The organism is Actibacterium sp. XHP0104 (assembly GCF_025751515.1).
Lineage (GTDB): Bacteria > Pseudomonadota > Alphaproteobacteria > Rhodobacterales > Rhodobacteraceae > Actibacterium_D.
Map to the genome: position 1 here is coordinate 142,003 of NZ_JAOWLE010000002.1, position 23,244 is coordinate 165,246.

The 23,244-nt window shown below is 65.2% G+C and carries 26 protein-coding genes and 4 tRNA genes; 13 read left to right on the forward strand and 17 right to left on the reverse strand.

Going from position 1 to position 23,244, the window contains the following annotated elements:
* The 6 genes from hisB to OE856_RS05075 form a co-directional block, all read right to left on the reverse strand.
* Window positions 1-588, reverse strand: a complete 588-nt coding sequence (gene hisB / locus OE856_RS05050) for an imidazoleglycerol-phosphate dehydratase HisB (RefSeq protein WP_263714966.1) — start codon at window positions 586-588, stop codon at window positions 1-3.
* Between the two features lie 72 nt (window positions 589-660).
* Window positions 661-1,053: an acyl-CoA thioesterase gene (locus OE856_RS05055; protein ID WP_263714967.1), complete on the reverse strand. Its 393-nt coding sequence runs from the start codon at window positions 1,051-1,053 to the stop codon at window positions 661-663.
* A 74-nt stretch (window positions 1,054-1,127) separates the two neighbouring features.
* Window positions 1,128-1,202: transfer RNA gene (locus OE856_RS05060), tRNA-Gly, on the reverse strand.
* Window positions 1,203-1,349: 147 nt separating this feature from the next.
* Window positions 1,350-1,424: transfer RNA gene (locus OE856_RS05065), tRNA-Gly, on the reverse strand.
* Window positions 1,425-1,508: 84 nt separating this feature from the next.
* The gene (locus OE856_RS05070) at window positions 1,509-2,186 is read right to left on the reverse strand and encodes an NUDIX hydrolase (RefSeq protein WP_263715174.1); all 678 of its coding nucleotides are present in this window, start codon (window positions 2,184-2,186) and stop codon (window positions 1,509-1,511) included.
* A gap of 2 nt (window positions 2,187-2,188) precedes the next feature.
* On the reverse strand, window positions 2,189-2,575 hold the full coding sequence (locus OE856_RS05075; RefSeq protein ID WP_263714968.1) for a DUF983 domain-containing protein: 387 nt from the start codon (window positions 2,573-2,575) through the stop codon (window positions 2,189-2,191).
* Window positions 2,576-2,779: 204 nt separating this feature from the next.
* Here OE856_RS05075 and OE856_RS05080 point away from each other — a divergent pair, with 204 nt between their 5' ends.
* The 4 genes from OE856_RS05080 to OE856_RS05095 all read left to right on the forward strand — a co-directional run bounded on the left by OE856_RS05080 (window position 2,780) and on the right by OE856_RS05095 (window position 4,890).
* A complete protein-coding gene (locus OE856_RS05080; RefSeq protein WP_263714969.1) occupies window positions 2,780-3,355 on the forward strand; it encodes an EF-hand domain-containing protein in 576 nt (191 codons plus the stop codon).
* A gap of 77 nt (window positions 3,356-3,432) precedes the next feature.
* Window positions 3,433-4,017, forward strand: a complete 585-nt coding sequence (locus OE856_RS05085; protein WP_263714970.1) for an RNA polymerase sigma factor — start codon at window positions 3,433-3,435, stop codon at window positions 4,015-4,017.
* The gene (locus OE856_RS05090; RefSeq protein WP_263714971.1) at window positions 4,004-4,384 is read left to right on the forward strand and encodes a dihydroorotate dehydrogenase; all 381 of its coding nucleotides are present in this window, start codon (window positions 4,004-4,006) and stop codon (window positions 4,382-4,384) included. Before OE856_RS05085 ends, OE856_RS05090 begins: the two co-directional genes overlap by 14 nt.
* Window positions 4,381-4,890 carry a periplasmic heavy metal sensor gene (locus OE856_RS05095; protein WP_263714972.1) on the forward strand — a complete coding sequence of 170 codons (510 nt, stop codon included), beginning with the start codon at window positions 4,381-4,383 and terminating at the stop codon, window positions 4,888-4,890. Before OE856_RS05090 ends, OE856_RS05095 begins: the two co-directional genes overlap by 4 nt.
* On the opposite strand, the gene OE856_RS05100 is transcribed toward OE856_RS05095, so the two are convergent.
* Window positions 4,887-6,260: a diguanylate cyclase gene (locus OE856_RS05100; protein ID WP_263714973.1), complete on the reverse strand. Its 1,374-nt coding sequence runs from the start codon at window positions 6,258-6,260 to the stop codon at window positions 4,887-4,889. The genes OE856_RS05095 and OE856_RS05100 overlap by 4 nt on opposite strands.
* A gap of 102 nt (window positions 6,261-6,362) precedes the next feature.
* Between OE856_RS05100 and OE856_RS05105 the strand changes: the two genes are divergently transcribed.
* Entirely contained in the window at window positions 6,363-6,641 is a 279-nt protein-coding gene (locus OE856_RS05105) for a DUF3572 domain-containing protein (RefSeq protein WP_263714974.1), read from the forward strand.
* Between the two features lies 1 nt (window position 6,642).
* Here the strand turns inward: OE856_RS05105 and OE856_RS05110 are convergent, their stop codons facing one another.
* Window positions 6,643-7,098, reverse strand: coding sequence for a MarR family winged helix-turn-helix transcriptional regulator (locus OE856_RS05110; protein ID WP_263714975.1), 456 nt, complete (start codon window positions 7,096-7,098; stop codon window positions 6,643-6,645).
* Window positions 7,099-7,202: 104 nt separating this feature from the next.
* On the opposite strand from OE856_RS05110, the gene OE856_RS05115 reads away from it, so the two are divergent.
* The 4 genes from OE856_RS05115 to OE856_RS05130 all read left to right on the forward strand — a co-directional run bounded on the left by OE856_RS05115 (window position 7,203) and on the right by OE856_RS05130 (window position 11,406).
* Window positions 7,203-7,904 (forward strand): HAD family hydrolase, encoded by a 702-nt coding sequence (locus OE856_RS05115; RefSeq protein ID WP_263714976.1) that lies wholly within the window; start codon window positions 7,203-7,205, stop codon window positions 7,902-7,904.
* Between the two features lie 102 nt (window positions 7,905-8,006).
* A complete protein-coding gene (locus OE856_RS05120; RefSeq protein ID WP_263714977.1) occupies window positions 8,007-9,746 on the forward strand; it encodes a DUF4153 domain-containing protein in 1,740 nt (579 codons plus the stop codon).
* 60 nt (window positions 9,747-9,806) lie between these two features.
* Window positions 9,807-10,400, forward strand: coding sequence for a heme NO-binding domain-containing protein (locus OE856_RS05125; protein WP_263714978.1), 594 nt, complete (start codon window positions 9,807-9,809; stop codon window positions 10,398-10,400).
* Complete coding sequence (locus OE856_RS05130) at window positions 10,393-11,406, forward strand: GGDEF domain-containing protein (protein ID WP_263714979.1); 1,014 nt, start codon at window positions 10,393-10,395, stop codon at window positions 11,404-11,406. The genes OE856_RS05125 and OE856_RS05130 overlap by 8 nt, the downstream gene beginning before the upstream one ends.
* A gap of 10 nt (window positions 11,407-11,416) precedes the next feature.
* Here OE856_RS05130 and OE856_RS05135 read toward each other — a convergent pair.
* From OE856_RS05135 to OE856_RS05160, 6 genes are all read right to left on the reverse strand, one after another.
* Window positions 11,417-11,491, reverse strand: a tRNA-Glu gene (locus tag OE856_RS05135).
* Between the two features lie 31 nt (window positions 11,492-11,522).
* Window positions 11,523-11,597 (reverse strand) — tRNA-Glu (locus OE856_RS05140).
* Between the two features lie 79 nt (window positions 11,598-11,676).
* The gene (recJ, locus tag OE856_RS05145) at window positions 11,677-13,431 is read right to left on the reverse strand and encodes a single-stranded-DNA-specific exonuclease RecJ (protein ID WP_263714980.1); all 1,755 of its coding nucleotides are present in this window, start codon (window positions 13,429-13,431) and stop codon (window positions 11,677-11,679) included.
* A complete protein-coding gene (gene glpX, locus OE856_RS05150) occupies window positions 13,428-14,393 on the reverse strand; it encodes a class II fructose-bisphosphatase (RefSeq protein ID WP_263714981.1) in 966 nt (321 codons plus the stop codon). Before glpX ends, recJ begins: the two co-directional genes overlap by 4 nt.
* Window positions 14,394-14,475: 82 nt before the next feature.
* On the reverse strand, window positions 14,476-15,762 hold the full coding sequence (locus OE856_RS05155; protein WP_263714982.1) for a homoserine dehydrogenase: 1,287 nt from the start codon (window positions 15,760-15,762) through the stop codon (window positions 14,476-14,478).
* A gap of 74 nt (window positions 15,763-15,836) precedes the next feature.
* A complete protein-coding gene (locus OE856_RS05160; protein ID WP_263714983.1) occupies window positions 15,837-16,100 on the reverse strand; it encodes a hypothetical protein in 264 nt (87 codons plus the stop codon).
* Between the two features lie 84 nt (window positions 16,101-16,184).
* Between OE856_RS05160 and OE856_RS05165 the strand changes: the two genes are divergently transcribed.
* The 3 genes from OE856_RS05165 to OE856_RS05175 all read left to right on the forward strand — a co-directional run bounded on the left by OE856_RS05165 (window position 16,185) and on the right by OE856_RS05175 (window position 18,553).
* Window positions 16,185-16,772: a TetR/AcrR family transcriptional regulator gene (locus OE856_RS05165; RefSeq protein ID WP_263714984.1), complete on the forward strand. Its 588-nt coding sequence runs from the start codon at window positions 16,185-16,187 to the stop codon at window positions 16,770-16,772.
* Window positions 16,773-16,838: 66 nt separating this feature from the next.
* The gene (locus tag OE856_RS05170) at window positions 16,839-18,041 is read left to right on the forward strand and encodes a hypothetical protein (protein ID WP_263714985.1); all 1,203 of its coding nucleotides are present in this window, start codon (window positions 16,839-16,841) and stop codon (window positions 18,039-18,041) included.
* Window positions 18,042-18,079: 38 nt separating this feature from the next.
* Window positions 18,080-18,553, forward strand: coding sequence for a hypothetical protein (locus OE856_RS05175; protein WP_263714986.1), 474 nt, complete (start codon window positions 18,080-18,082; stop codon window positions 18,551-18,553).
* 3 nt (window positions 18,554-18,556) lie between these two features.
* On the opposite strand, the gene OE856_RS05180 is transcribed toward OE856_RS05175, so the two are convergent.
* From OE856_RS05180 to OE856_RS05190, 3 genes are read right to left on the reverse strand one after another with little or no spacing between them, the layout of a single operon-like run.
* Complete coding sequence (locus OE856_RS05180) at window positions 18,557-19,162, reverse strand: TadE/TadG family type IV pilus assembly protein (protein WP_263714987.1); 606 nt, start codon at window positions 19,160-19,162, stop codon at window positions 18,557-18,559.
* A gap of 3 nt (window positions 19,163-19,165) precedes the next feature.
* A complete protein-coding gene (locus OE856_RS05185; protein ID WP_263714988.1) occupies window positions 19,166-19,735 on the reverse strand; it encodes a TadE/TadG family type IV pilus assembly protein in 570 nt (189 codons plus the stop codon).
* Window positions 19,732-21,444 carry a TadE/TadG family type IV pilus assembly protein gene (locus tag OE856_RS05190; protein WP_263714989.1) on the reverse strand — a complete coding sequence of 571 codons (1,713 nt, stop codon included), beginning with the start codon at window positions 21,442-21,444 and terminating at the stop codon, window positions 19,732-19,734. Before OE856_RS05190 ends, OE856_RS05185 begins: the two co-directional genes overlap by 4 nt.
* A 313-nt stretch (window positions 21,445-21,757) precedes the next feature.
* On the opposite strand from OE856_RS05190, the gene OE856_RS05195 reads away from it, so the two are divergent.
* Window positions 21,758-23,194: a Glu/Leu/Phe/Val family dehydrogenase gene (locus OE856_RS05195; protein ID WP_412174858.1), complete on the forward strand. Its 1,437-nt coding sequence runs from the start codon at window positions 21,758-21,760 to the stop codon at window positions 23,192-23,194.
* Window positions 23,195-23,244: the final 50 nt, after the last annotated feature.

Sequence of the window (23,244 nt, forward strand, 5' to 3'; positions counted from 1 at the left end):
TTACAGCGCCCCCTTGGTCGACGGGATGGCGTCGGCCTTGCGCGGGTCGGTCTCGACCGCGTCGCGCAGGGCGCGGGCCACGGATTTGAAGGCCGCCTCGGCGATGTGGTGGCTGTTGATGCCGTGCAGCGCGTCGACATGCAGCGTGATGCCGCCATGGGTGCTGAGCGCCTGGAAGAATTCGCGCACCAGCTCGGTGTCAAACGTGCCGATCTTGGCAGTGGGCAGATCGACATTCCACACCAGATAGGGCCGGCCCGACAGGTCGAGCGCGGCGCGCACCAGCGCGTCATCCATCGGCAACAGGCAGCTGCCATAGCGGCGGATGCCTTTCTTGTCGCCCAGCGCCTGCACCAGCGCCTGACCCAGCGCGATGCCGGTGTCTTCGACGGTGTGGTGGTCGTCGATGTGATAGTCGCCCTTGGCGCGGATGGTGAAATCGATCAGCGAGTGGCGCGACAACTGGTCCAGCATGTGGTCAAAGAACCCCACGCCGGTCTGGTTGTCATAGGCACCGGTGCCGTCGAGATTGATCTCGACGGTGATCTCGGTCTCTGCCGTCTTGCGCGTGATCTTTGCCGTCCGCATGGGGGCCTCCGCTTGTGGTTTCAGCGGCTTATACGCCGCGTGTCCGGTTCGGCCAAGAGGGCGGCGGCGTTTTTAGCCGGCCTGTTGCTGAACCGGGCGCGGGTTGCCGTGCTCGTCGATGGCGACAAAGGTGAAAATGCCGGATGTGACCTGTTCGCTGACCTCGTCAGAGGCCAGCCGGCGCCAGGCCCGGACCTCGACCTTCATCGAGGTGCGCCCGACCGACAAGAGCCGCGCATAAAGCGTGACCTCGTCGCCGACCTTGACGGGGCGGTGAAACTGCATCGCATCGACCGCGATGGTCGCCGCGCGCCCGCGCGAGGTGCGCAGCGCGACCGACCCGGCCGCAAGGTCCATCTGCGACATCAGCCAGCCGCCGAAGATATCACCCTGGGCGTTGGTATCCGCGGGCATGGCGATGGTGCGGATCACGGGTTGCAGGTCTTTGGGGGGCTGCTCGGTCATGGGATCTCCTTGAGGTCGTCCCAAAGGTGTAGGCGCCCCGAAGGGGCACCGCAAGCCGGTGATGGTGGTGAAATTGGAGCGGGCGATGAGATTCGAACTCACGACCCTAACCTTGGCAAGGTTATGCTCTACCCCTGAGCTACGCCCGCGTCCGTGGGTGAGCGGTGATTTAGCGCCCCGCGCCGGGGGGTGCAAGAGGGGGTACGCGAAAAATTTCCGGGGGCGGATCTGCGAGGCGAAAACGAAAAAACGCGGGCCAGGCCCGCGTTTTTCGAAAGCTCCCGTGAGGGAGAAATTGGAGCGGGCGATGAGATTCGAACTCACGACCCTAACCTTGGCAAGGTTATGCTCTACCCCTGAGCTACGCCCGCATCCTTTGGGTGAGCGGTGATTTAGCGGCAGCGGCGCGGGGCCGCAAGAGGAAAAACCGCGCCCGCCTCATTTTTCTGACGGGCTTAAACCAGCCGCATGAATTGCGACCGCTCGCCCGAATTGTCGAAGAACGGCACGCTGGGCGGCGGCAAGCCCTTGCTGACCAGCCCGGTCACCTCGGCCAGCACCACCTCGGTGATGAAGGGCAGGTTGTAGCTGCGGACCTCGGGAAGGGGGATCCATTGCAGGTGGCTCAGCTCATCCTCGGCGCGGCTGAAATCATCCAGATCGCCGACGACGCGATCGGCCTCGACCAGGAAGAACCGCGCGTCAAACCGGCGCGGGCGTCCCGGCGGGGTGATGGCGCGAAAGATGAAGTGAAAGCCCTCGGCGCTGGGCAGGTGGCCGGTCTGGGCAAAGTCGTGCCAGTCTTGCGGCGGCTCGCCGGGCCAGGTGCCGGGCGTGCCCAGGATCAGGCCGGTTTCTTCCCAGACCTCGCGGATCGCCCCGGCCACCAGCGCGCGGGCGCGGCCGGTATCGGCATGCATGTCCAGCCGCTGCGAACAGGCGGCGGGCAAGGGCGGCTCGACCGGAATCGCGGCATCGGCCGGATCAACGGCCCCGCCGGGAAAGACGAACTTGTTGGGCATGAACGCCGCGCTGGCCCCGCGCTGGCCCATCAGAACACGCGGGTTGGTCTCGGCATCGCGCAGCAGGATGACGCTGGACGCGTCGCGGATGGCGGTCTTGTCGATGGTCACGGTCACGATCTCACACTGCTGAACCCATGCATCCGCTTGGCCCATTGCAGGGCGACAAAGGCGCCCTTGAAGCGCGGCAGCAGATACAGCGACAGCGCCACGCAACCGACCGAGAACACGGTCGCCAGGATCAGCGGATCGGGCCGGTAGGCCGTGAACACCCACAGGATCAGCGGCGCCATCAGGTGCCCGACGACCAGGATCGTCATATAGGCCGGGCCGTCATCGGCGCGCTGGTGGTGCAGCTCTTCGTGGCAGACCGGGCAGCTTTCGCGCACTTTCAGATAGCCACGCAGCAGCGGGCCAGAGCCGCAGCTGGGGCAGCGGCGTTTCCATCCGCGCATCAGGGCGGGGCCCACGGGCCGGTCTTGGGTGGTTTGCGTCGTCATGTGTGTTTCCCGTTTTCTGCGCATCCCTCCATGCGCAACCCGGCCATAATATACATTCCGGCCATCTGTTACAGGGGGGGCGGGACGATTGCGGCGCGATGTCGCAAAATATTCGCGGTTGCGGCGACGGAACCCGCGCAGTGGCGCGTTGATACCTGTGAAGACGGGCAGCCCGGCCCGGTGATCATACAGGAGATACAAGACATGACCCGCAAGACGATTCTCACCACCCTGTCGGTTCTGGCCCTTGGTGGCGCGGCGGCCGTGACGGCCCTGCCGGCCATGGCCAGCGGCCCCAAAGGCGGCCAGATGGGCGCCATGATGATGCAGCGCTTTGACGCCGACAATGACGGCAAGATCACCCGCGAGGAATTCCTGACCCCGATGCAGGACCGCTTTGCCGCCTCTGACTCTGATGGCGATGGCGTGCTGAGCGCCGAAGAACTGGCCTCTGCCCGCCCGATGGGCATGCAGGGCGGTGATATGGAATGCGAGCGCGGCGAGCGCATGGGTCGTGGCTATGACGACGATGACGACGATTATGGCCGCAAGCACATGAAGCACATGCGCGACCATGCCCGCATGACCCCCGAGGACCGTGCCGATCGGGCGCAGCGCATGATCGCGATGATGGATGCCGACGGTGACGGCGCCCTCAGCGCCGAGGAACTGTCCGCCGGCCCCAATGCCGAACGCGCCTTTTCGCGGCTCGATGCCGATGGCGACGGCAATGTGACGCTTGAGGAATTCAAGGCCGCCAAGCGCCCCGCCGCCCAGTAACGAAAACAGCGATCGGCCCGACCCCACGGGCGGGCCGATTGTGAAACCCCGCAGGACAGGCTAGGCCTTTGGGCACGATGAACATGGCTCTGGACGCGCAAAGCGAGTTTTCCGACGAGGCATTGCTGGTGCTCTATGGCAACGGCGATGACAGGGCGGCGCGTGCGTTGGCGGCCCGGCTGCTGCCCCGGGTTCTGTCCTATGCCACGCGGGTGCTGCGCGATCCGGCCGAGGCCGAGGACGTCGCGCAAGAGGCCATGTTGCGGCTGTGGCGCATCGCGCCCGAGTGGCGGCAGGGCGAGGCCAAGGTGTCGACCTGGCTCTATCGCGTGGTGGCCAACCTGTGCACCGACCGGCTGCGCAAGGGGCGGATGGCCGATATCGACGCCGTGACCGAGCCCGCCGATGACAGCCCCGGCGCCGAGGCGCAGCTGCAACAGGCGGCGCGGCTGGCGGCACTGGACGGGGCGCTGGCAGAGCTGCCAGAACGACAGCGGCAGGCCGTGGTTTTGCGGCATATCGAGGGGCTGGCAAACCCCGAGATTGCCGAAATACTTGAGATAAGCGTCGAGGCGGTGGAAAGTCTGACTGCCCGGGGCAAACGGGCGCTGGCCGCGGCCTTGGCCGGGCGGCGCGAAGAGTTGGGGTATGACGATGGCTGATGAACGGATGACCGATACGGACGAGCTGGAGCTCTTGTTCGCCGCTGCGCGCGACGCGGCGCCGGTGCCGTCGGACGGGCTGTTGGCCCGCGTTCTGGCGGATGCCGAGGCCGAACAGGCCCGCCCCGCACCCGCGCTCATACGCCCCGAAGGCGGGCTGCTGGCCCGCGCCATGCGCCAGATCGGCGGCTGGCCCGCCCTGGCGGGGCTGGCCACGGCCACGCTGGCCGGGGTCTGGATCGGCTATGCCCAGCCCGCCGGGCTGGACGGGCTGACCGATACGGTCTGGCAGGGTGATGCGGCCGGCTATGACTTGGTGGAAATGATCCCGTCGCTGGACGGATACCTGACGGAGGGTGGCGTATGAGCGGCGAAGGCGGAAAACCGGCAGGCAAGTTCCGCTGGGGGCGGGTGGTTCTGGTGCTGTCGCTGGGGCTGAACCTGCTGGTGTTCGGGCTGATCGGCGGCGCGATCCTGAAACATGGCGGCCCGCCATCACGCGCTGCGGGGCAGGTCGATTTCCTGGGCTATAGCGGCCCCTATGCGCGCGCGCTGGATCACGAACAGCGCGAACATCTGCGTGACCGGCTGGGCCAGAGCGCCGACACCTGGCGCGAGAACCGCGCCGCCGTGCGCCGTGATTTCCAGCTGATCCTGACGGCCCTGCGCGCGCGCCCCTATGATGCGGCCGCGCTTGAGGCCGCGCTTGAGGCTCAGCAGGCCCGCGTCGATGCCCATGCCCGCCAGATCCGCGCCGAGATGCTGGCCCAGATCGCCGCCATGGATGACCACGACCGGCATGAATTCGCGGAACGTCTGGAACGGATGCTGCGCCGGGGTGCGCGCCACGGTCACGACCGCGACGACGACTAGGCGGCGTTGGGGGCGCTGCGCACCTTGTTGCGACCCTCGGATTTCGCCCGGTAAAGCGCGCCGTCCGCCAGCGCCAGCAGGCGATCCACGTCGCGCTCCAGCCCGGTCGGGCTGATGGCCATGCCGATGCTGACCGACACAGTGATCGAGCCACGCCCCTCGGGCAGCAGGATCGGCAGGGTGCCGATGGTCTGGCGCAGCCGTTCGGCCATGCGCCGGGCGAGATCGGGCGCGGTGTCGGGCATGGCCACCAGGAATTCCTCGCCCCCGATCCGCGCCACCAGGTCCGAGGGCCGCAGATTGGCGGTGATCTGCCGCGCCACCCGTTCCAGCACCGTGTCGCCGGCGGCATGACCGTGGCGGTCATTCACGGCCTTGAAATGGTCGATATCCAGCAGCATCACCGCGAAACTGCGGTCCGTCTGCGCCGCCCGATCACCCATCTGTTGCAGATGCGGCAGCGCGTAACGGCGGTTGAACAGCCCAGTCAGCGGGTCGGTCACCGCCATGCGCAGCCCGTCCTTGACCGAGGCGCGCAGCCTGTCAGCCTGATGCTTGCGGCGCAGTTGCACCTCTAGCCGATGCGCCAGCTCGGCCGGGTCGAACGGGGTGGCCAGCAGGTCATTCGCGCCCAGATCCAGCGCCATGGCGGCGGTGTCATGGGCGGTCTCGGGCACCACGATCAGAACCGCGCTGTGGCGCGTCGCGGCGCGGGCCCGCAGGTCGGTCAACAGCCGCAGACCATCGCCCGGCCGGTCCAGATCGGCGGCGATCACGAACAGATCGGGCGCGGCCCCGGCATCGCCCAGGGCCTGTGCGCGCGTCATTACCTCTAGCGTCGCATGCACCTGTGAACGCAGCGCGGTCTTCCAGGCCAGCGCCTGTTCCCGCCGCGCCGCAACCAGGGCGACGCGCCCCTGCCGGGCAAAGGTTTCGGGCGGTTCGGCAAAGCCCAGCACCCGGCGGGTGCTGTCGCGCAGGGCCAGTTCCTGGGTGGTCTCGCGCGCCCGAAGCAGGCTGCGCACACGCGCCAGCAGGGTGGTTTCATCCAGCGGCTTGGGCAGAAACTCATCCGCGCCGGCCTGTAGCGCGCGCATCTTCTGGCCCGGGTTGCGATCGGCCGAGAAGATGATGATCGGGATATCGGCGGTCTCGGCATCGGCGCGAAGGCGGCGGCAGACCTCGATTCCATCCATATCGGCCATGATCATATCCAGCAGAATCAGATCGGGCCGCTCGCGCCGCGCCACCGCCAGCGCATCCTGCCCGCCGCTGGCTTGCAGCACCTCATAGCACGCCTCGCTCAGCCGGACCTTCATCACGATGCGGTTTGTCGCGATATCGTCTGCGACGAGGATTCTCCCCGGCATTGAGGTCACTCCTTGCCTCTGATTTCTGGTGCTCGTATCCAGTTCAGATATGGCCAAGAAGTCTTAACAAACCCTTTAGCGTTTACAGCGGAGTTGAAACGAATGCAGCGGATCGAGGCGGAAACCATCGCGTTGCAGGCCCTGGCCTGGCTGGCCGGGCAGGACGATCTGCTGGGCGTGTTCCTGGGCGCCAGCGGTGCATCGGTGGGTGATCTGGCAGCCCAGGCGGCCTCGGCCGAATTTCAGGGCGCGGTGCTGGATTTCCTGACGATGGACGACGCCTGGGTGATCGCGTTCTGCGATGCGCATGGCCTGAAATACGAGGCTCCGATGATGGCGCGGCAGGCGCTGCCGGGCGGCGCACAGATCAACTGGACCTAGATCAGATCTGCGTCAGGCCGCGTTCTTTGCCCTCCACCGATTTCCGCAGCAAACGGTAAAGCTCCGCCCGTTCGGTCTCATCCAGGCTGTCGGTGATCAGGCTGTTGTTCTCCTCGGCCAGCGGCGTGCCCTCGATCACCAGCTGCTGCGCCTTGGGGCTGAGCGACACTTCGGTCATCCGCCGGTCGGTCGAGGCCGACTTGCGTGAGATCAGCCCCTCGGCCTCCATCTGGCGCAGCGCGCGCGAGGTGGCGGTGCGGTCGATGCCGACAAAGTCGGCAATCTCGGAGGGGCGGGTCAGATTCTCATTCGCCACGGCCAGCAGGATGCACCAAGTGGTGCGGGTCAGGCCCATGGGTCGCATCCAGCCATCCAGCCGCCGTTCTTGCAGGCGGGCCGCAAGGGACAAGTGATAGCCGATCGAGTGGTGCAGGCGGTACTTGGAATGCGCAGTCATTGGGCGAATTTCCGCCGTGACGGCGGATGTGTCAATCTGTCGGTTGGAATTCGTTGACCCCGGTGCGTTTCATCCCGCATACCCAATAGTGGGGAGGATCAACAATGCATGATGTCGGCGGAATCATTTTCGACAAGGACGGGACGCTTTTCGATTTCAACGCGACCTGGACAGCCTGGGCCGTGACGTTTCTGACAGAGCTGGCCTGCGGCGATCCGGCCCGCGCGCAGGTTCTGGGCGGCGCGATCGGGTTCGACACCGAGGCCCGCGCCTTTGCCCCCGACAGCCCCGCAATCGCCGGCACCCCGCACGAGGTTGCCGAATGCCTGCTGCCCCATGTGCCCGGCGCAACGCCCGCGGCGCTGATCATGCGGATGAACGTGGCCGCGGCCGAGGCGCCGATGCAAGAGGCGGTGCCGCTGGCGGCGCTGTTGGATCGGCTGGCCGGGCAGGGGCTGCGTCTGGGTGTGGTCACCAACGATGCCGAAGGCCCCGCCCGCGCGCATCTGGGCGCCACCGGCATCACCGACCGGTTCGATTTCATCGCCGGTTGCGACAGCGGCTATGGCGCCAAGCCCGCGCCCGGCCCCTTGCTGGCCTGCGCCGCCTATATGGGCCTGCCCCCCGCGCAGGTGCTGATGGTGGGCGACAGCCGCCATGATCTGGCGGCGGGCCACGCGGCGGGCATGCGCACCGTGGGCGTGCTGACCGGCCTGGCCACCGAGGCCGAACTGCGGCCCTATGCCGATCTGGTCCTGCCCGATATCGGCCATCTGCCCGAGCACCTCTTCGCCATGGCAGCCTGAGACACCGCGCGATGTGACGCGACGGGGCGGGGTTTCCTGTCTGGAATCCCCAAGGGCGCGCCCTTAACTTGCTGACAACGAGCAGCAAGAAGGAGCAGGCCCATGTCCGACAAGGTCGCCGAGGGGCGTATCACCATGGCAACGATCGGCGCGCTGGCCGGTTTGTGCCAGTGGTATCTGATCGACATACTGACCGATCTGTTGTCGGACAACTTGACGCTTTTGTTGTTTATTACAGCAAATTACGGTGTGTTCTTCGTGTCGCTTCTGGCGTTGATCGGCCCGTTGCGCATCGGCCCGGCGGCGCTGTGGTCGACATGGCAGGCGCTGGCGGTTGCGGGGTTGCTGACCTGGGCCAGCCTGCGCTTTGAACAGCTCGATGATTTTCTGCAAACGCCCTACGCACTGGCCGCTTCCGCCATCATCGCGCTGATACCGCTGCCCTTCATCATCACCCGCCGGGTCGAAGGCCGCTGGCTCGACTACTCCGGCCTGTTCAATCACAGCTGGAACATCGTCGTGCGCTATGCGGCGTCCTGGGTGTTCGTTGGCGTGGTCTGGGGCGTGATCATGTTGTCGGACGCGTTGTTTCAGCTCATCGGCATCGACGCGATCGAGCAACTGCTCGACCTGGACCCGGTGCCCTTCATGCTGACTGGCGCAATCCTGGGCCTTGGCCTGGCCGTGGTGAACGAGCTGTCGGATTACGTGTCGCCCTTCCTGGTGCTGCGCCTGTTGCGGCTGCTGCTGCCGGTGGTGCTGGTGGTCAGCGTGGTCTTTCTGATCGCATTGCCGATCCGTGGCCTGTCACAGCTCTTTGGCGCCTTTTCGGCGGCGGGCACGCTGATGGCCATGGCGATGGGCGCGGCGACCCTGGTGACCACGGCGCTGGATAGAGACGAGACCCATGCCGTGCGGTCACCCGCGATGCGTGCCATGACACAGCTGACCGCGCTGGTTATTCCGGCGCTCGGGGCGCTGGCGGTCGCGGCGATCTGGATGCGCGTGGCCCAATACGGCTGGACGCCGACCCGGCTGTTGGCGGCCACGAGCGCGGCGCTGGTCATGGGCTATGGCCTGTCCTACGCGCTGGCGGTGGCGCTGCGCCGCAACTGGGGCGCCCGGATTCGTGCCGCCAATACCTGGATGGCGCTGGTGCTGGTCGCGGTGGCGGTGCTGTGGCTGAGCCCGGTGATGAACCCCGAACGCATTGCCACCAACAGCCAGATCGCCCGCTACGAGGCCGGCAAGGTCAGTGCCGAAGATATCGACCTGTGGAGCATCGGCCGCGAATGGGGTCGCGCCGGCGAGGCCGGGCTGGATCGTCTGGCTGCACTTGAGGGTTCGGATGCCGATCAGCTGAAACAGCGCCTGACCGCCCTGGCCGAGGCCGACAACAAATACGCCTTTCACGATGCCGAGGCCCAGCCGAAGAACGAAAAGGCCGCCCTGGCCCTGCACGAGCTGATCCCTGTTCTGCCCGAGGGTCTCAGCCTGCCGGACGAGGCCCTGCTGACGCTGAACCGATGGGATGTGAATAACATCGTCGAAAGCTGCGCCAAGCCCACGCCTGCCGGCAATCCGGGCTGTCTGGCGATCTTCCTTGATCTGACGGATACGCATGAGGGCGACGAGATCGTGTTGGCCTATATCGGCAGGCCCGGCGAACTGTTGGTTCGGGCGCTTTATCCCAATGGCGCGGGCGGTTTCGACACACATGGCCACAACTCCATCAAAAACCCGGATGCGCTGGACCTGTTGTTCGAAGGTCAGTTCGAGCTGGCCCCGGTTCCGGCCCGAATGCTGCGCCTTGATGGGACGGATCTGTTCTTTGGCCGCTGATCTTTAACATTTGTTAACGCCTCGTCCCTAGGCTGATCCAGTACGGTTTCGAGGTTTGGGATGCACGGTCTGATCAACAGGTCCATCCAGTGTTTTGTGCAGGATACCTATGGCGCGCAGGCCTGGCAGCAGGTCGCCGAGGCGGCCGAGGTGTCGCCCGACGGGTTTGAGGCGATGCTGCGCTATGACGATGTGGTGACCACAAACATGCTGGAATGCCTGTCCGAGCGGCTGTCCAAGCCGCTGGATGTGCTGCTTGAGGATCTGGGAACCTATCTTGTCGCCAATCCCCGGCTCGAGGCCACGCGCCGCCTGCTACGGTTCGGGGGTGAGGATTTTCTTGAATTCCTGCATTCACTCGAGGATCTGCCCGGCCGCGCCCGACTTGCCGTGCCCGACCTCGAACTGCCCGAGCTTGAGGTGCGCGAAGATGGCGCATCGTGCTTTCGGTTGGTCTGCAACTGGCGCTTTCCGGGCGCCTGCAACCTGATGAGCGGCATCCTGCGGGCCATGGCCGATGACTACGGCGCGCTGGTGGTCCTGGATGTCGAATACGGCTATCGCCCCTATGTCCGGATCGAGCTGCTGGATGGCGCCTATGCCGAAGGCCGCCAGTTCGATCTGGCCCGCAAGACGGGGGCTGCCAATGCCTGATCGCCTGATTCTGCACCCCGATGCCGTGGCGCGGCTGATGCCGCTGCATCTGTGGTTGACGCCTGATGGCATGATCCGCCAGGTCGGGCCGACATTGCAAAAGCTGCGCCCCGGGATCGAGATGCCGGGGGGCGAGTTCGACGATCTGTTCGACCTGCGCCGCCCGCGCGATGCGGGTCCGATCTGGCGGCTGGGCGACGGGGCCACGATGCGGGTGCAACTGGCCTTTCGCGGCACGTCGGGCACAGCGCTCAAGGGGCTGGCGATCGGGCTGGGCAAGGGGCGGGGCGTGCTGATCAACCTGTCTTTCGGCATCTCGGTGGTCGACGCCGTGGCGCAGTTCGGGCTGACGCTGGGTGACTTTGCCGCAACCGACCTGGCGGTCGAGATGCTCTATCTGGTCGAGGCGAAAACCGCGGTCGAGGCCGAAACCCGCCGCCTGACGCAGCGCCTGCAACTGGCCCGGATCGCGGCAGAGGAACAGGCCTATACCGACACGCTGACCGGGCTGAAAAACCGCCGCGCGCTGCAGCCGGTCATGGCGCGGCTGCTGGAACAGCCCGCCGCCTTTGGCGTGATGCATGTCGACCTGGATTATTTCAAAGAGGTGAACGACACCCATGGCCACGCGGCCGGCGATCACGTGCTGCAACAGGCGGCGCAGATCCTGCAGCAGGAAACGCGCGCGAGCGATACGGTTATCCGGCTTGGGGGCGACGAATTCGTGCTGCTGCTCGACGGGCCGATGACCATGGCCAGAATGCGCGCCATCGCCCAACGGATCATCGAAAGGCTCCAGGAACCGATCCCGTTCGAGGGAAACCTGTGCCGCATCTCGGCCAGCATCGGCGCGGCCCTGTCGTCGGATTACGACCACCCGGAACCCGAGCAACTGCTGCATGACGCCGATATGGCGCTTTACGCGTCGAAACGTGCCGGTCGCGCGCGGCTGAGCATGGCAAATGGGCAGGAACAGGCGACGGCCGGCTGGGGTACTTTGGGGTAATACAGGGGAGTGGCAGCCCGTAGGGGAATCGAACCCCTCTTTCCAGGTTGAAAACCTGGCGTCCTAACCGATAGACGAACGGGCCACATCCTATGCCCGGAAAACCTTGTGAAAGGTGGCAGCCCGTAGGGGAATCGAACCCCTCTTTCCAGGTTGAAAACCTGGCGTCCTAACCGATAGACGAACGGGCCATATCAAGGCGTGACGCGGTAATTAGGGAAATTGCCGCAGCAGCGCAAGAGGATTCTGGGAAAAATTCGCGGGGGTTGGTCACTGGGCGGGCGCGGCGTCTTCCAGCCGCAGTTGCACCCGCTGCCGGCCGCCCCAGCTGTTGATTTCCAGCCGCCCGGCCAGGTGGAATCGTGCGCCGCCATGGCCCATCAGCATCGGTCCCAGCCCGCTGTCGAAGGCGCCAAAGGCAATCGCATCCAGCCGCGGCCCCATCCCGTCGCCAAAGGCGATTTTCAGATGGGTTTCACCGACTTGCTTGGCAAAGCCGATCTGCATGTCGGCAAAGGCAAAGCGCGGGGCGGGGGCGCTGGCGCCAAAGGGTCCGGCGGCCTCGATCTGTTCGATCAGCTCGATCGTGGCGGCCCCCGGCATCAGCATCCCCGACAGGCGCAGATCCGCCGGGCCCGCGTCGCCCGCGCCCTGTTTTTCCAACAGTTCGGCCAGCCGCGCCATCGCCGGTTCCAGCTGATCGCGCGCCACGGTCAGGCCGGCCGCCATGCGATGCCCGCCGCCCTTGAGCAACAACCCCTCGGCTGTCAGCCGATGCACCGATGCGCCCAGATCGACGCCCGAGATCGACCGGCCCGAGCCTTTGCCCTCGTCCCCGTCCAGCCCGATGACCACGGCGGGACGGTTGGTGGCCTCTTTCAGGCGGCTGGCGACGATGCCCACGACGCCCGGATGCCAGCCTTCGCCCGCCGCCCAGACCAGCGGCGCATCAAGCCCGCGTGCCTCGGCCTGGGCCAGGGCGGCGTCGCGCACGGCGTTTTCGATCTCGCGGCGTTCGGTGTTGAGCTGGTCCAGCCGTTCGGCCAGCGCAGCGGCCTCGTGCGGGTCGGCGGTGGACAGCAGCCGCGCACCCAGATCGGCCTGGCCGATCCGCCCGCCCGCGTTGACGCGCGGCCCCAGCAGAAACCCCAGGTGATAGGGCGTGGGCGCGGTGTCCATTCGTGCCACATCCGCCAGCGCCACCAGCCCCGGTCGCGCGCGACGTGCCATCACCGTCAGCCCCTGGCGCACCAGCGCGCGGTTTACTCCGATCAGAGGCGCCACGTCGGCCACGGTGGCCAGCGCCACAAGGTCGAGATAGCCCAGCATATTCGGCCCGGTCGTGCCGTCGGCACGCAGCTGCCGCCCGGCCTCGACCAGCATCAGGAATACCACGCCCGCCGCGCAGAGATGGCCCAGATCGCCGCTTTCGTCCTGACGGTTGGGGTTCACGACTGCCAGCGCGGGCGGCAGGGTTTCGGCGCCCAGGTGGTGATCCAGCACCACCACGTCGGCGCCTTCGGCGGCGGCGATGGGCTCGTGGCTTAGCGTGCCGCAATCGACACAGATGATCAGGTCGTGATCGCGCGCCAGCGCCTGCATGGCGGGCACGTTGGGGCCATAGCCCTCGTCGATGCGGTCGGGAATGTAGAGGGTTGCGCGGTGGCCCATCTCGCGCAGCCAGGTCAGGATCAGCGCCGCCGAGGCGCCGCCATCGACATCGTAATCGGCAAAGACGGCGATGCGTTCGCGGGCCTTGAGCGCGGCCACGAACCGTTCCGCCGCCTTGCCCATGTCGCGCAGGGTCAGCGGGTCGGGCAGCAGGTCGCGCAGGGCAGGGGCCAGATAGGCCTCGGCCGCGTCGGGCGCGACGCCACGCTGTGCCAGCACCCGGCAGACCGGGGCGGGCAGGCGGGTGATCTGGGCCATGGCCTCGGCCTGGCGGTCCTGTTCGGCATCGGGGCCGACCCAGCGCCGCCCCGTGGCCGAAGCCTCGACCCCCAGAAAGGCGGGTTTGGCCGTCACTTCACCGGGTTGCGGTAGACCATGCGCCGCACCGATCCGGTTTTCGAACGCATCAGGATGGTTTCGGTGGTCAGATAGCCGGGCTCGCGCTTGATGCCGCGCACGACCGAGCCGTCGGTCACGCCGGTGGCGGCAAAGATCACGTCCTGGGTGACCAGCTCGTCGCGGGCATAGACCTTGTCGAGATCCTGGATGCCGGCGCGGCGGGCGCGGGCGACCTCGTCTTCGTTGCGGAAGACCAGCTTGCCCCACATCTGGCCGCCCATGCATTTCAGGGCCGAGGCCGCCAGCACGCCCTCGGGCGCGCCGCCGGTGCCCATATACATGTCGATGCCGGTGATGTCGGCCTCGGCGCAGTGGATCACGCCGGCCACGTCGCCATCGGTGATCAGGCGGATCGCGGCGCCGGTTTCGCGGATCTCGGCGATCATGTCTTCGTGGCGCGGACGTTCCAGCACGCAGACGGTGATGTCGCTGTCGTCACAGCCGCGGGCCTTGGCCAGGGCGCGCACGCGCTCAGAGGGGCTCATGTCCAGGCTGACCACATCGGTGGGATAGCCCGGCCCGATGGCCAGCTTTTCCATATAGGTGTCGGGCGCGTGCAGCAGGGTGCCGCGCGGCGCCATCGCGATGACGGTCAGCGCGTTCGGCATGTCCTTGGCGGTCAGGGTGGTGCCTTCCAGCGGGTCCAGCGCGATATCGACCGCGGGGCCGTAACCGGTGCCGACCTCTTCGCCGATATAGAGCATCGGCGCCTCGTCGCGCTCGCCCTCGCCGATGACGACGACGCCCGAGATATCCAGCAGGTTCAGCTGGTCGCGCATGGCGTTGACGGCGGCCTGGTCGGCGGCTTTCTCGTCACCGCGGCCCACCAGCTTGGCCGAGGCCATCGCGGCCGCCTCGGAAACACGGGCCAGACCCAGCGAAAGCATGCGGTCGTTAAAGGCGGCGGTATCGGGCATGGGAAAATCCTGTCTGGGTCGGTTTGATAAATCGTTAAGTATTCCTAGCCCGTGTCGGGCCGGTGACACAAGGCGGCGAGGCTCAGACCTCTTCGATGCGGATGGCCACGGGTTCGCCCTCGACCACGCCGGTGGCGGCAAAGCCGGCCATGGCATGATCCAGCGCGTCGCGCGTGGTTTTATGGGTGACGATCAGCACGGGGGCGGTCTCGTTCGAGTGGCCATACTGGCGCATCCGGTCGATCGAGATCCCGGCCTCGCCCAGGGCGGCGGCGACCTTGGCCAGAGCGCCGGGTTTGTCGAACAGGCGCATCCGCAGGTAATAGGGCGCGGGCACGGCGGCCTTGGCGGGGGGCGCGGGTTCCAGTTGCGCGGCGGGCACGCCAAAGGTGGGCACGCGGATGCCTCGGGCAATGTCGATCACATCGGACATCACCGCGCTGGCGGTCGGGCCTTCGCCGGCTCCGGCGCCGCGCAGCACGATTTGGCCGACGCTGTCACCTTCGAGAACGACCATGTTGGTGCCGCCGTCCAGCTGGCCCAGCGGGCTGGTGTCGGGCACCAGGCAGGGCGACATGCGCTGTTCCAGGCCGCGCCCGGTCATCTGGGCCACGCCCAGCAGCTTGATCTTAAAGCCCATGTCGGCGGCGTGGCGGATATCCTGGATCGAGATCCGCTCGATCCCCTCCAGCTCGACCGCGTCAAAGGCCACGCGGGTGCCAAAGGCCACCGAGGCCAGCAGCGACAGCTTGTGCCCGGCGTCGATCCCGCCCACGTCCAGCGTGGGGTCGGCCTCGAGATAGCCCAGCTGATTGGCCTCCTCAAAAACGTCCGCATAAGGCAGGCCCGAGCTTTCCATCCGGGTCAGGATATAGTTGCAGGTGCCATTCATCACGCCCATCACGCGGCGGATGGCATTGCCGGCCAGGCCTTCGGTCAGGGCCTTGACCACCGGGATGCCGCCAGCGACGGCGGCCTCGAACCGGATGACCACATCGGCGGCCTCGGCCTGTTCGGCCAGGTCCTGCCCGTGCAGCGCCAGCATCGCCTTGTTGGCGGTGACCACATCCTTGCCGGCGGCGATGGCGGCCTGGGTGGCGTCTTTGGCGGGGCCCTCGGCGCCGCCCATCAGCTCGACGAACACGTCCACATCATCGCGGGTGGCCAGGGCGACGGGGTCGTCCTCCCACGCATAGGCCGACAGATCGGCGCCGCGATCCTTGTCGCGCGACCGCGCCGAGACCGCCGTGATCACCACGGGGCGGCCCGAACGGGCGGCCAGCAGATCGCCATGGGCCTGAATGATTTTCACGACGCCGATGCCGACAGTGCCAAGCCCGGCAATGCCAAGGCGCAGAGGGGTGGTCATGGAGGGCTCCAGATCAACAGAATTCCGCGCGTCTGTTACCCTGTCATGCGCAAGCTTGCAACGTGTCGCGGCGCTTATTCCGGGCTGATCTTGCGCAGTGCCGCCGCCCGCGCCCGCAGCCCGGCCGCGCGCCGCTGCAGATCGCTGCCCGAGTCCTCGTCAAGCCGGGGGTCGTGCAGGTCGCCCATGACATGCTCGATCGGGATCAATTCGGGGTAGGGGCCGGTGGTGCCGGTATCGCGCATGGCGGCATCGACCTGCGGAAAATCGGCACAGCCCGCCAGCATCGCAACTATCAAAACCAACCCGGCCGCGCGCATCATGTTCCCCTTTTGCATGGCCGCACCCTAGACCCGGGCGCAATCCTCGGCAAGCGCTGCGCGGGGGATTGAACTGAACGCACGTTCATATAGTCTGGGGGCATGGCACGAAAGACTGGTTCGCATTCCGAGATCACTGGCCCGGCGGTTCAGCGCGCGGCGGAAAAGCTGTTTGCGCGCCATGGCTTTGCGGCCGTCTCGATGCGCCAGATCGCGGCCGAGGTCGGGGTGCAGGCCGGGGCGCTGTATAATTACACCGCCGACAAGCAAAGCCTGCTGTTCGACCTGATGAAGACCCATCTGGATGAGCTGCTTGCCGCCTGGGAAGAGACCCCGAAAGGCGACACCGCCACGGATCGGCTAGAGGCCTTTTGCCGGTTCCACATCTCGTATCACCTTGACCGGCCCGACGCGGTGTTCATCGCCTATATGGAACTGCGCAACCTTGAACCCGACAATTTCGCGGTGATCGAGGGGCTGCGCAAAACCTATGAAACCACGCTGGAAGACATCCTGCGCGCCGGGAAAGAGGCGGGCGAGTTCACCTTGCCCGACACGAAATTGGCCACGCTGGCAGTGATCGCCATGCTGACCGGCGTGACGACCTGGTATCGCGACGATGGCCGCCTGAGCCGCGATCGGGTAGAGCGGATCTATTGGAACATGGTGCGCAAGGCCGTCGCCGCCTGACGCACACAACCTTTTCGGGAATCGCCGCTTGGGGCATGCTGGGCCTGTCTTGAGCAGGAATATCCCGTGGCCCAACAGTTTTCGCCCGCCGAATGGCAGCAGATCAACGCCCATCTTGATGCCAACCCTGCCGGTTATGGCATGCCCGAACGCCGCGCCGGGTCGGTGGTGATCGCGTCGTGGAACATCCGCAAGTTCGGCGCGCTGGCAGATCAGGACGGCCCCAAGAAAAGCGCCGGCGCCTTTGCCATGATCGAACGGCTCTGCGCGGCCTGCGACCTGGTGGCGATCCAGGAGGTGCAGGCCGACACCGCCTCGATCGAGGCGCTGCGCGACCGGTTGAACGCCGGCGGCGGGGTGTATGAGATCCTCTATTCCGACGTCACGGGCCGGGTGCCGGGCTATGACGGCATGTCGGAACGCTTTGCCTTTCTCTACAACACCGCGCGGGTGCGGCGGGGCGAGATGGCGTCGGATCTGTCCTATGACCGCTCGGCGGTGGTGGATCGCGTGAATGCCGCCATGGCCGCCTCGATCGCCAAGGAACTGCCGCCGCAAGACGACCCCGGCTTTCTGGAAAAGGCGATCCAGTGGATCTCGGGCACGACGCGGCTGGCGGGGGCGCGGATCAAGTCTTTTGTGCAATTCATCCGCGCGCCGCATGTGGCCGAATTCATCATCGACGGCCCCGGCGGGGCCTATGAGATCTATTGCGTCAACGCGCATCTGGTGTCGGGCGAAAGCAAGCGCGAAAGATCACAGGAATTCTTTGCATTGTTGGAATGGTTATTGCTGGACAGCCCGAAAACGGTGGTCGAACGGGGCAAGATCTACCTGCTGCTGGCCGACCTGAACCTCGATTTCGAGTCCAGCATCGACAAGCGCAAGCGCGGAATCGAGACCTATGTCACCGATCTGAACGCCGAGAGGGGGCTGGACGCCAAGGTGAATTTCCCTTTCCTTGACCGGGGTTATCAAACCAACGCCCGCAAGGACGAAACATTCGACCATATCGCATGGGTGGCCGAGGACACGCGGCTGCCGCGCGGGCGTCATAACGATCTGGCCGGAACGCTGGGCCCGGATCAGTTCGACTTTGGAATGTTCGATTTTTCTGCTCTCTTCGTTGATGCCGGACCGGGAAAATCCCCCGATGGCAGCCCCGATTATCCCCGGTTCGAGCATGATCTCTCGGACCACATGCCGATCTGGATCCGCCTGCCGATCCCATCGGATCAGCAGCATCGCTTTCACGTGGGCGGCGGCTGAGATCTCTGCTAAACGGGTCTGAATTGCAGGAGACTCTGATGAGCGACACCCCGATTGCCACCCTGTCCGTTTCGCCCATGCGCCGCTGGTTCGGCGTGGGTTGCCTGATGCTGCTGGGCGGTTTGCTGCTGGCCGTCGGGCTGGGGCGGGGTCATGCCGCGCCAGGCTGGCAGATGTTCCTGATCGTCTTTGGGCTGGTCTGTGTGATGATGGGCGAATTCATGCGCCGCGCCACCGCCGGCCGGATCGAGCTGACCGAAGACGGGCTGCGTGATGGCGACGGCAATGTGATCGCGGCGCTGAACCAGATCGACAAGGTCAGCCGCGGCACATTTGCCGCCAAGCCGTCGAACGGGTTTGTTCTGGTTCTCAAACAGCCGATGCCCCGGCGCTGGGCTCCGGGGATGTGGTGGCGGCTGGGGAACAGGGTAGGGGTTGGCGGCGTGACCGCCCCGGCGCAGACCCGCGCGCTGGCCGAAACGATCGAGGCCATGCTGCGCGCGGGTGGCTAGTTATTACATCGTGTTGACCAGACCGAGGTCTTCGCAGTTGACGCCCAGATAGCAGATGGTCGGCACGAAACGCGGGCGGGTGACGACGATATTCTGAAAATCCTCGTCGCTGAGGCCCACGTTGAACGGCGGCGAGTAGCTGGACCAGGTCTCGACGATGACCGCACGGTCGCCCAGGGTCATGATCGGCACATACTTGTTAAAGGACATTACGCCCTCGGCCGTGACGACGGCGCGGCCCGTGGTGCCATAGGACCAATCCACGCTCAGTTCACGGCTGTCGCCGCTGGTGTTGCAGTTCTTCGAGCAATAAACCTGAGTTACGCGAATGGCCTGGTCGAAACCCTCGTCGTCGGTGAGGTATTTGAAGACCTTGTAGAGGCCATCCATATAGCTGTCGTCGACAAACTTGTCCTCGCGGCTCAGCATGTCGCTGATCGTGTAGGCGGCCTTGATGTTGACGTTCTTGGCCTCGTAGGCCTGAAAGAAGGTCAAGCTGCCGACATACCACCAGGCCAGGATCGGCAGGGTCATCACGCCCTCGGCGATCATGCTCGCGTCTTCTTCGCGCCAAAACCTCGTCAGCTCATATTTGATTCCGGTCCACATGGCTTACAGTTCTCCCAGAATGGGCTCGTTGACGAAGCCCGAGGTTGCGATCAGCGCGATGCCGTCGCCCTCGTTCTCTTCCAGCATCAAGGCCAGCTTGGTGCCGGGGAAGAACGGGTCGATCAGCAGGCAGGCCCGCACGATCATCATCTCGTTCTCGCCGCCCTGATTGAACGAGACGGTCGGTTCGACGGTGCTGCCACGATCAACGCAGTTGGCGCCGGCGGCGGGAACGGTCCAGCTGTCGCGCGGAACCGGGGTCAGCTCCAGCATCAGCTGGCTTTCGCAATTGGCGATGATGCCCGCGGTGCGGCCGCACAGGTCGGCCTTGATGATGGCGGGGGTCGGGTTGGGCCAGGTGCCCAGCCGCAACTCTCGTACCGTCTTGTCCAGCGCCTGGTCCAGCATGCCCTGGCGGATGTTGATCACGGCCACCTCGAACGAGCTGACGAACATGAACACAAACACCGGCACGAAGACGACGAACTCTACTGTGGCAGACCCTTCCCGGTTGCGGACAAGCCGCCGGAAAGGTGCGCACACCTTTCGCAGGATATGTTTTGCGTCCATCATTGGGTCAGCCTCAGTTTGTTGATCGAGCTCGCGATCACGGCAAAGGTCTGATAGATATCCACCCCGTCAGACGAGAAGTGGTGGCCCGGCGTGCTGGCGCATTGGGCCAGCAGGGTGTTGGTGGCCGAGGTGGTCTCGAAGCCGATGGTGTAGATATGCACACCCTCACGCTTGGCCGCGGCGCAGACGTTCAGCAGGCGCTCGTCCTTTTCGGTGCGATAGACATAATCCAGCGGATCTTCCAGCCAGCTCCAGCCGGTGTACCAGTCGATCGGGAAGGTTTCCCAGACCTCGGGGTAGGTCATTTGCACCGCGATACTGCCGTTGGTGACGGTGCCCGAGCTGGTGGTCTCTTTGCAGGTGCGTCCGCGCCACCAGTTGCCCGTGCAGGTCACGGTGACAACGCTGTATTCGGTGCCCTTGCCATAGGCATCGTCATACCATTCGCCGTCGCCGGTGTAGTAATACTTGTCAATTTCGGCGTTGTAGATCGAGTAGGACGACTTGTTCGAGTTGTCGACATAGCGCCACACCGGCGAGTCGCCGTAGCGATAGTTTTGTTTCAGCTGGTGCTGGGTGGTGTTGGCACCATCGGTCATCAGCACGACGATCTTCATCGAGCCGGGCGTTTCATAGTTGTAGGGCCGGTCGGTGAATTCGGGGTCGACCGAGACCGCGCCGCCAGCGCGCGCCGGGTCAGCGATCAGCTGCATAGCCGGGCGCAGGTCGGGGTCCAGCAGGCCGGCGCCCCATTTCATGCCCAGGTCGATCGAGGTGTTGCCGCCTGCACGCAGGTTGTTGATCAGGTGGTTCAGGTCAGAATGGTGCGCGACCATCGGGCGCACGATGCGCCAGTCGTCGGTCTTGCAGACCAGATCTTCGACAGGCTCGTCGGCATTGTTCCACGGGTCGAAGTGGCCGGTGCGTTTGATGTCGTCCGAAACCGACAGCACGGCGGTGCCGAAGTCTTCGGAATCGAAGGTGGCACAGGCCGAATAGCGGTGTTCGCGGCTGATGTCATAACGCGAGTTTTCTGCCTCGTTCACGGCATCGAACACGTCGTTATGCACGGTCACCTGCTCGGCGTAGGGCACCAGCGAGATCGACACGGTGCCTTGTTCGACGTTGCAGTTACCGCTGCTGCTGACCGGGGCGTGGGGGTTGCACAGCATGTGGAAGCCAAACTGCTTGGCCGCCTCTTGCAGGTCAAAGAGCTTGGTCTTGCCGGATGCGGTCGACGGATCGCCCATCGAGCCCGACACGTCCACGACCAGCGAGATTTCCAGTTTCTCGATACCCTGTTCGGCCGCGCCACCCGCGGCGGCGAAGAGGGTGTCATAGCCCAGCATGTCCATGAAGAAGCTGTTGACCGGGATCGTCGCCGAGGCCGTCACCTTGCGATAGGACAGGGATTTAGCGCTGCCGCTGACGTTCGGTGTGGTGACGGATACGTCGGTCAGATAGCCCGACAGGCCCGCCTTGTCGAAATAGTCGGTCACGACCGCCTTGGCGTCTTCGTCCTGGGTCAGGTCGGCCGCGGCCAGAACGGCGCGGTCCAATGTGTTTTGCAGGTGGGTGCGCTGCGACTCAAGGCGCATCATGTCCACCGCCATGCCGCCACCCCACAACATCAGGATGAGCATGCACAGGGCGAACAGCAGGATCGAACCGCCTTCGTCTTGCCTGAAGGCGTCGATTTGCCGTCGCATATTCCTTGCGGAAATGAGTTTGCGTTCGAATTTTCCAGACATTTCGCTGTTCCTCGGTAACTGGTGGCGACAACCCCACAACAGACACTTGGCCTGCTCCGCATGATATTCATGGAACATGTGACCAAATTGGGGCGCGCCAGTGCAGAAACTGCGCCGATGCTTTCGGGGTGGCATCAGCGAGGGGGATCGGCGGCCATTGACGCCCTGGCGGAAACAGTTGGGCCGCAAAGCCAGCTACGAAAAGGCTTAGACATTAACGTTTTTTGGTTAGGCTCATCGGGTGAGTCTGTGTTCACCAGATTAGGGAGAGATGATCGTGGCAGTACATAAAGAGCCCAGTTTCCGGGAATCCGTCGACCTGATGTTCAACCACGCCGTGGCGCTGATGCGCCTGCCGCCGGGGCTGGAGGAAAAGATCAGGGTCTGCAACGCCACCTATACCGTGCGCTTCGGGGTGCGGTTGCGCGGTCAAATCTTCACCTTCACCGGCTACCGATCGGTTCATTCCGAACATATGGAACCGGTCAAGGGCGGCATCCGCTACGCCACCGCCGTCAACCAGGACGAGGTCGAGGCCCTGGCCGCGCTGATGACCTATAAATGCGCGCTGGTCGAGGCGCCCTTTGGCGGGTCAAAGGGCGGCCTCTGCATCGATCCCCGCGCCTGGGAAGAGCATGAGCTGGAACAGATCACCCGCCGTTTCGCCTATGAGCTGGCCAAGCGCGACCTGATCAATCCCAGCCAGAACGTGCCCGCCCCCGACATGGGCACGGGCGAGCGCGAAATGGCCTGGATCGCCGATCAGTACAAACGCATGAACACCACCGATATCAACGCCAATGCCTGTGTCACCGGCAAGCCCGCCAATGCCGGCGGCATCCAGGGCCGGGTCGAGGCCACCGGCCGCGGCGTCCAATACGCCCTGCGCGAATTCTTCCGCCACCCCGAGGACAAGGCGATCGCCGGCCTGACCGGAACGCTGGACGGTAAAACCGTCATCGTGCAGGGGCTGGGCAATGTCGGCTATCACGCTGCCAAGTTCCTGTCGCAAGAGGATGGCGCCCGCATCATCGCGGTGATCGAACATGACGGCGGGTTGATCAATCCTGACGGTTTGGATGTCGACATGGTGTCGCAATGGATCCGCCAGCATGGCGGTATCTCGGGCTGCCCCGCGGGCGAGTTCATCGCCGATGGCGCGTCGCTGTTTCATATGGAGTGCGACATCCTGATCCCCGCTGCGATCGAGGGCGTGATCAACCTGGACAATGTCGACGGCATCAGGGCGCAGCTGATCATCGAGGCCGCCAACGGCCCGATCACCTATGGCGCCGACCAGGTGCTGCGCAAACGGGGCACGGTGATCATCCCCGACCTCTACGCCAATGCGGGCGGCGTGACCGTGTCGTATTTCGAATGGGTCAAGAACCTCAGCCACATTCGTTTCGGCCGCATGCAGCGACGCCAGGAAGAGGCGCGCCACCAACTGCTTGTGGACGAGCTGGAACGGCTTGACCGCTACCTGAACGATGCCTGGTCCCTGACCCCGCATTTCAAAGAGAAATACCTGCGCGGCGCCGACGAGCTGGAGCTGGTGCGCTCGGGTCTGGATGACACGATGCGCACCGCCTATCAGTCGATGCGCGAGGTCTGGCATGGCCGTGATGACGTGCCCGACCTGCGCACGGCGGCCTATATCGTGGGCATCAGCCGGGTTGCCAGCAGCTATCGCGCCAAGGGGCTTTAGCACCCGCCGCGGCCGCCGATCCACTGGACTTTGGCGGCCGCTGCACCGAT

Bases quoted from the DNA above. Each gene is read 5' to 3' on its own strand.
- hisB (WP_263714966.1), bottom strand. From the start codon at position 588: ATGCGGACGGCAAAGATCACGCGCAAGACGGCAGAGACCGAGATCACC.
- OE856_RS05055 (WP_263714967.1), bottom strand. From the start codon at position 1,053: ATGACCGAGCAGCCCCCCAAAGACCTGCAACCCGTGATCCGCACCATC.
- OE856_RS05075 (WP_263714968.1), bottom strand. From the start codon at position 2,575: ATGACGACGCAAACCACCCAAGACCGGCCCGTGGGCCCCGCCCTGATG.
- OE856_RS05080 (WP_263714969.1), top strand. From the start codon at position 2,780: ATGACCCGCAAGACGATTCTCACCACCCTGTCGGTTCTGGCCCTTGGT.
- OE856_RS05085 (WP_263714970.1), top strand. From the start codon at position 3,433: ATGAACATGGCTCTGGACGCGCAAAGCGAGTTTTCCGACGAGGCATTG.
- OE856_RS05090 (WP_263714971.1), top strand. From the start codon at position 4,004: ATGACGATGGCTGATGAACGGATGACCGATACGGACGAGCTGGAGCTC.
- OE856_RS05095 (WP_263714972.1), top strand. From the start codon at position 4,381: ATGAGCGGCGAAGGCGGAAAACCGGCAGGCAAGTTCCGCTGGGGGCGG.
- OE856_RS05100 (WP_263714973.1), bottom strand. From the start codon at position 6,260: ATGCCGGGGAGAATCCTCGTCGCAGACGATATCGCGACAAACCGCATC.
- OE856_RS05105 (WP_263714974.1), top strand. From the start codon at position 6,363: ATGCAGCGGATCGAGGCGGAAACCATCGCGTTGCAGGCCCTGGCCTGG.
- OE856_RS05110 (WP_263714975.1), bottom strand. From the start codon at position 7,098: ATGACTGCGCATTCCAAGTACCGCCTGCACCACTCGATCGGCTATCAC.
- OE856_RS05115 (WP_263714976.1), top strand. From the start codon at position 7,203: ATGCATGATGTCGGCGGAATCATTTTCGACAAGGACGGGACGCTTTTC.
- OE856_RS05120 (WP_263714977.1), top strand. From the start codon at position 8,007: ATGTCCGACAAGGTCGCCGAGGGGCGTATCACCATGGCAACGATCGGC.
- OE856_RS05125 (WP_263714978.1), top strand. From the start codon at position 9,807: ATGCACGGTCTGATCAACAGGTCCATCCAGTGTTTTGTGCAGGATACC.
- OE856_RS05130 (WP_263714979.1), top strand. From the start codon at position 10,393: ATGCCTGATCGCCTGATTCTGCACCCCGATGCCGTGGCGCGGCTGATG.
- glpX (WP_263714981.1), bottom strand. From the start codon at position 14,393: ATGCCCGATACCGCCGCCTTTAACGACCGCATGCTTTCGCTGGGTCTG.
- OE856_RS05155 (WP_263714982.1), bottom strand. From the start codon at position 15,762: ATGACCACCCCTCTGCGCCTTGGCATTGCCGGGCTTGGCACTGTCGGC.
- OE856_RS05160 (WP_263714983.1), bottom strand. From the start codon at position 16,100: ATGCAAAAGGGGAACATGATGCGCGCGGCCGGGTTGGTTTTGATAGTT.
- OE856_RS05165 (WP_263714984.1), top strand. From the start codon at position 16,185: ATGGCACGAAAGACTGGTTCGCATTCCGAGATCACTGGCCCGGCGGTT.
- OE856_RS05175 (WP_263714986.1), top strand. From the start codon at position 18,080: ATGAGCGACACCCCGATTGCCACCCTGTCCGTTTCGCCCATGCGCCGC.
- OE856_RS05180 (WP_263714987.1), bottom strand. From the start codon at position 19,162: ATGTGGACCGGAATCAAATATGAGCTGACGAGGTTTTGGCGCGAAGAA.
- OE856_RS05185 (WP_263714988.1), bottom strand. From the start codon at position 19,735: ATGATGGACGCAAAACATATCCTGCGAAAGGTGTGCGCACCTTTCCGG.
- OE856_RS05190 (WP_263714989.1), bottom strand. From the start codon at position 21,444: ATGCGACGGCAAATCGACGCCTTCAGGCAAGACGAAGGCGGTTCGATC.
- OE856_RS05195 (WP_412174858.1), top strand. From the start codon at position 21,758: ATGATCGTGGCAGTACATAAAGAGCCCAGTTTCCGGGAATCCGTCGAC.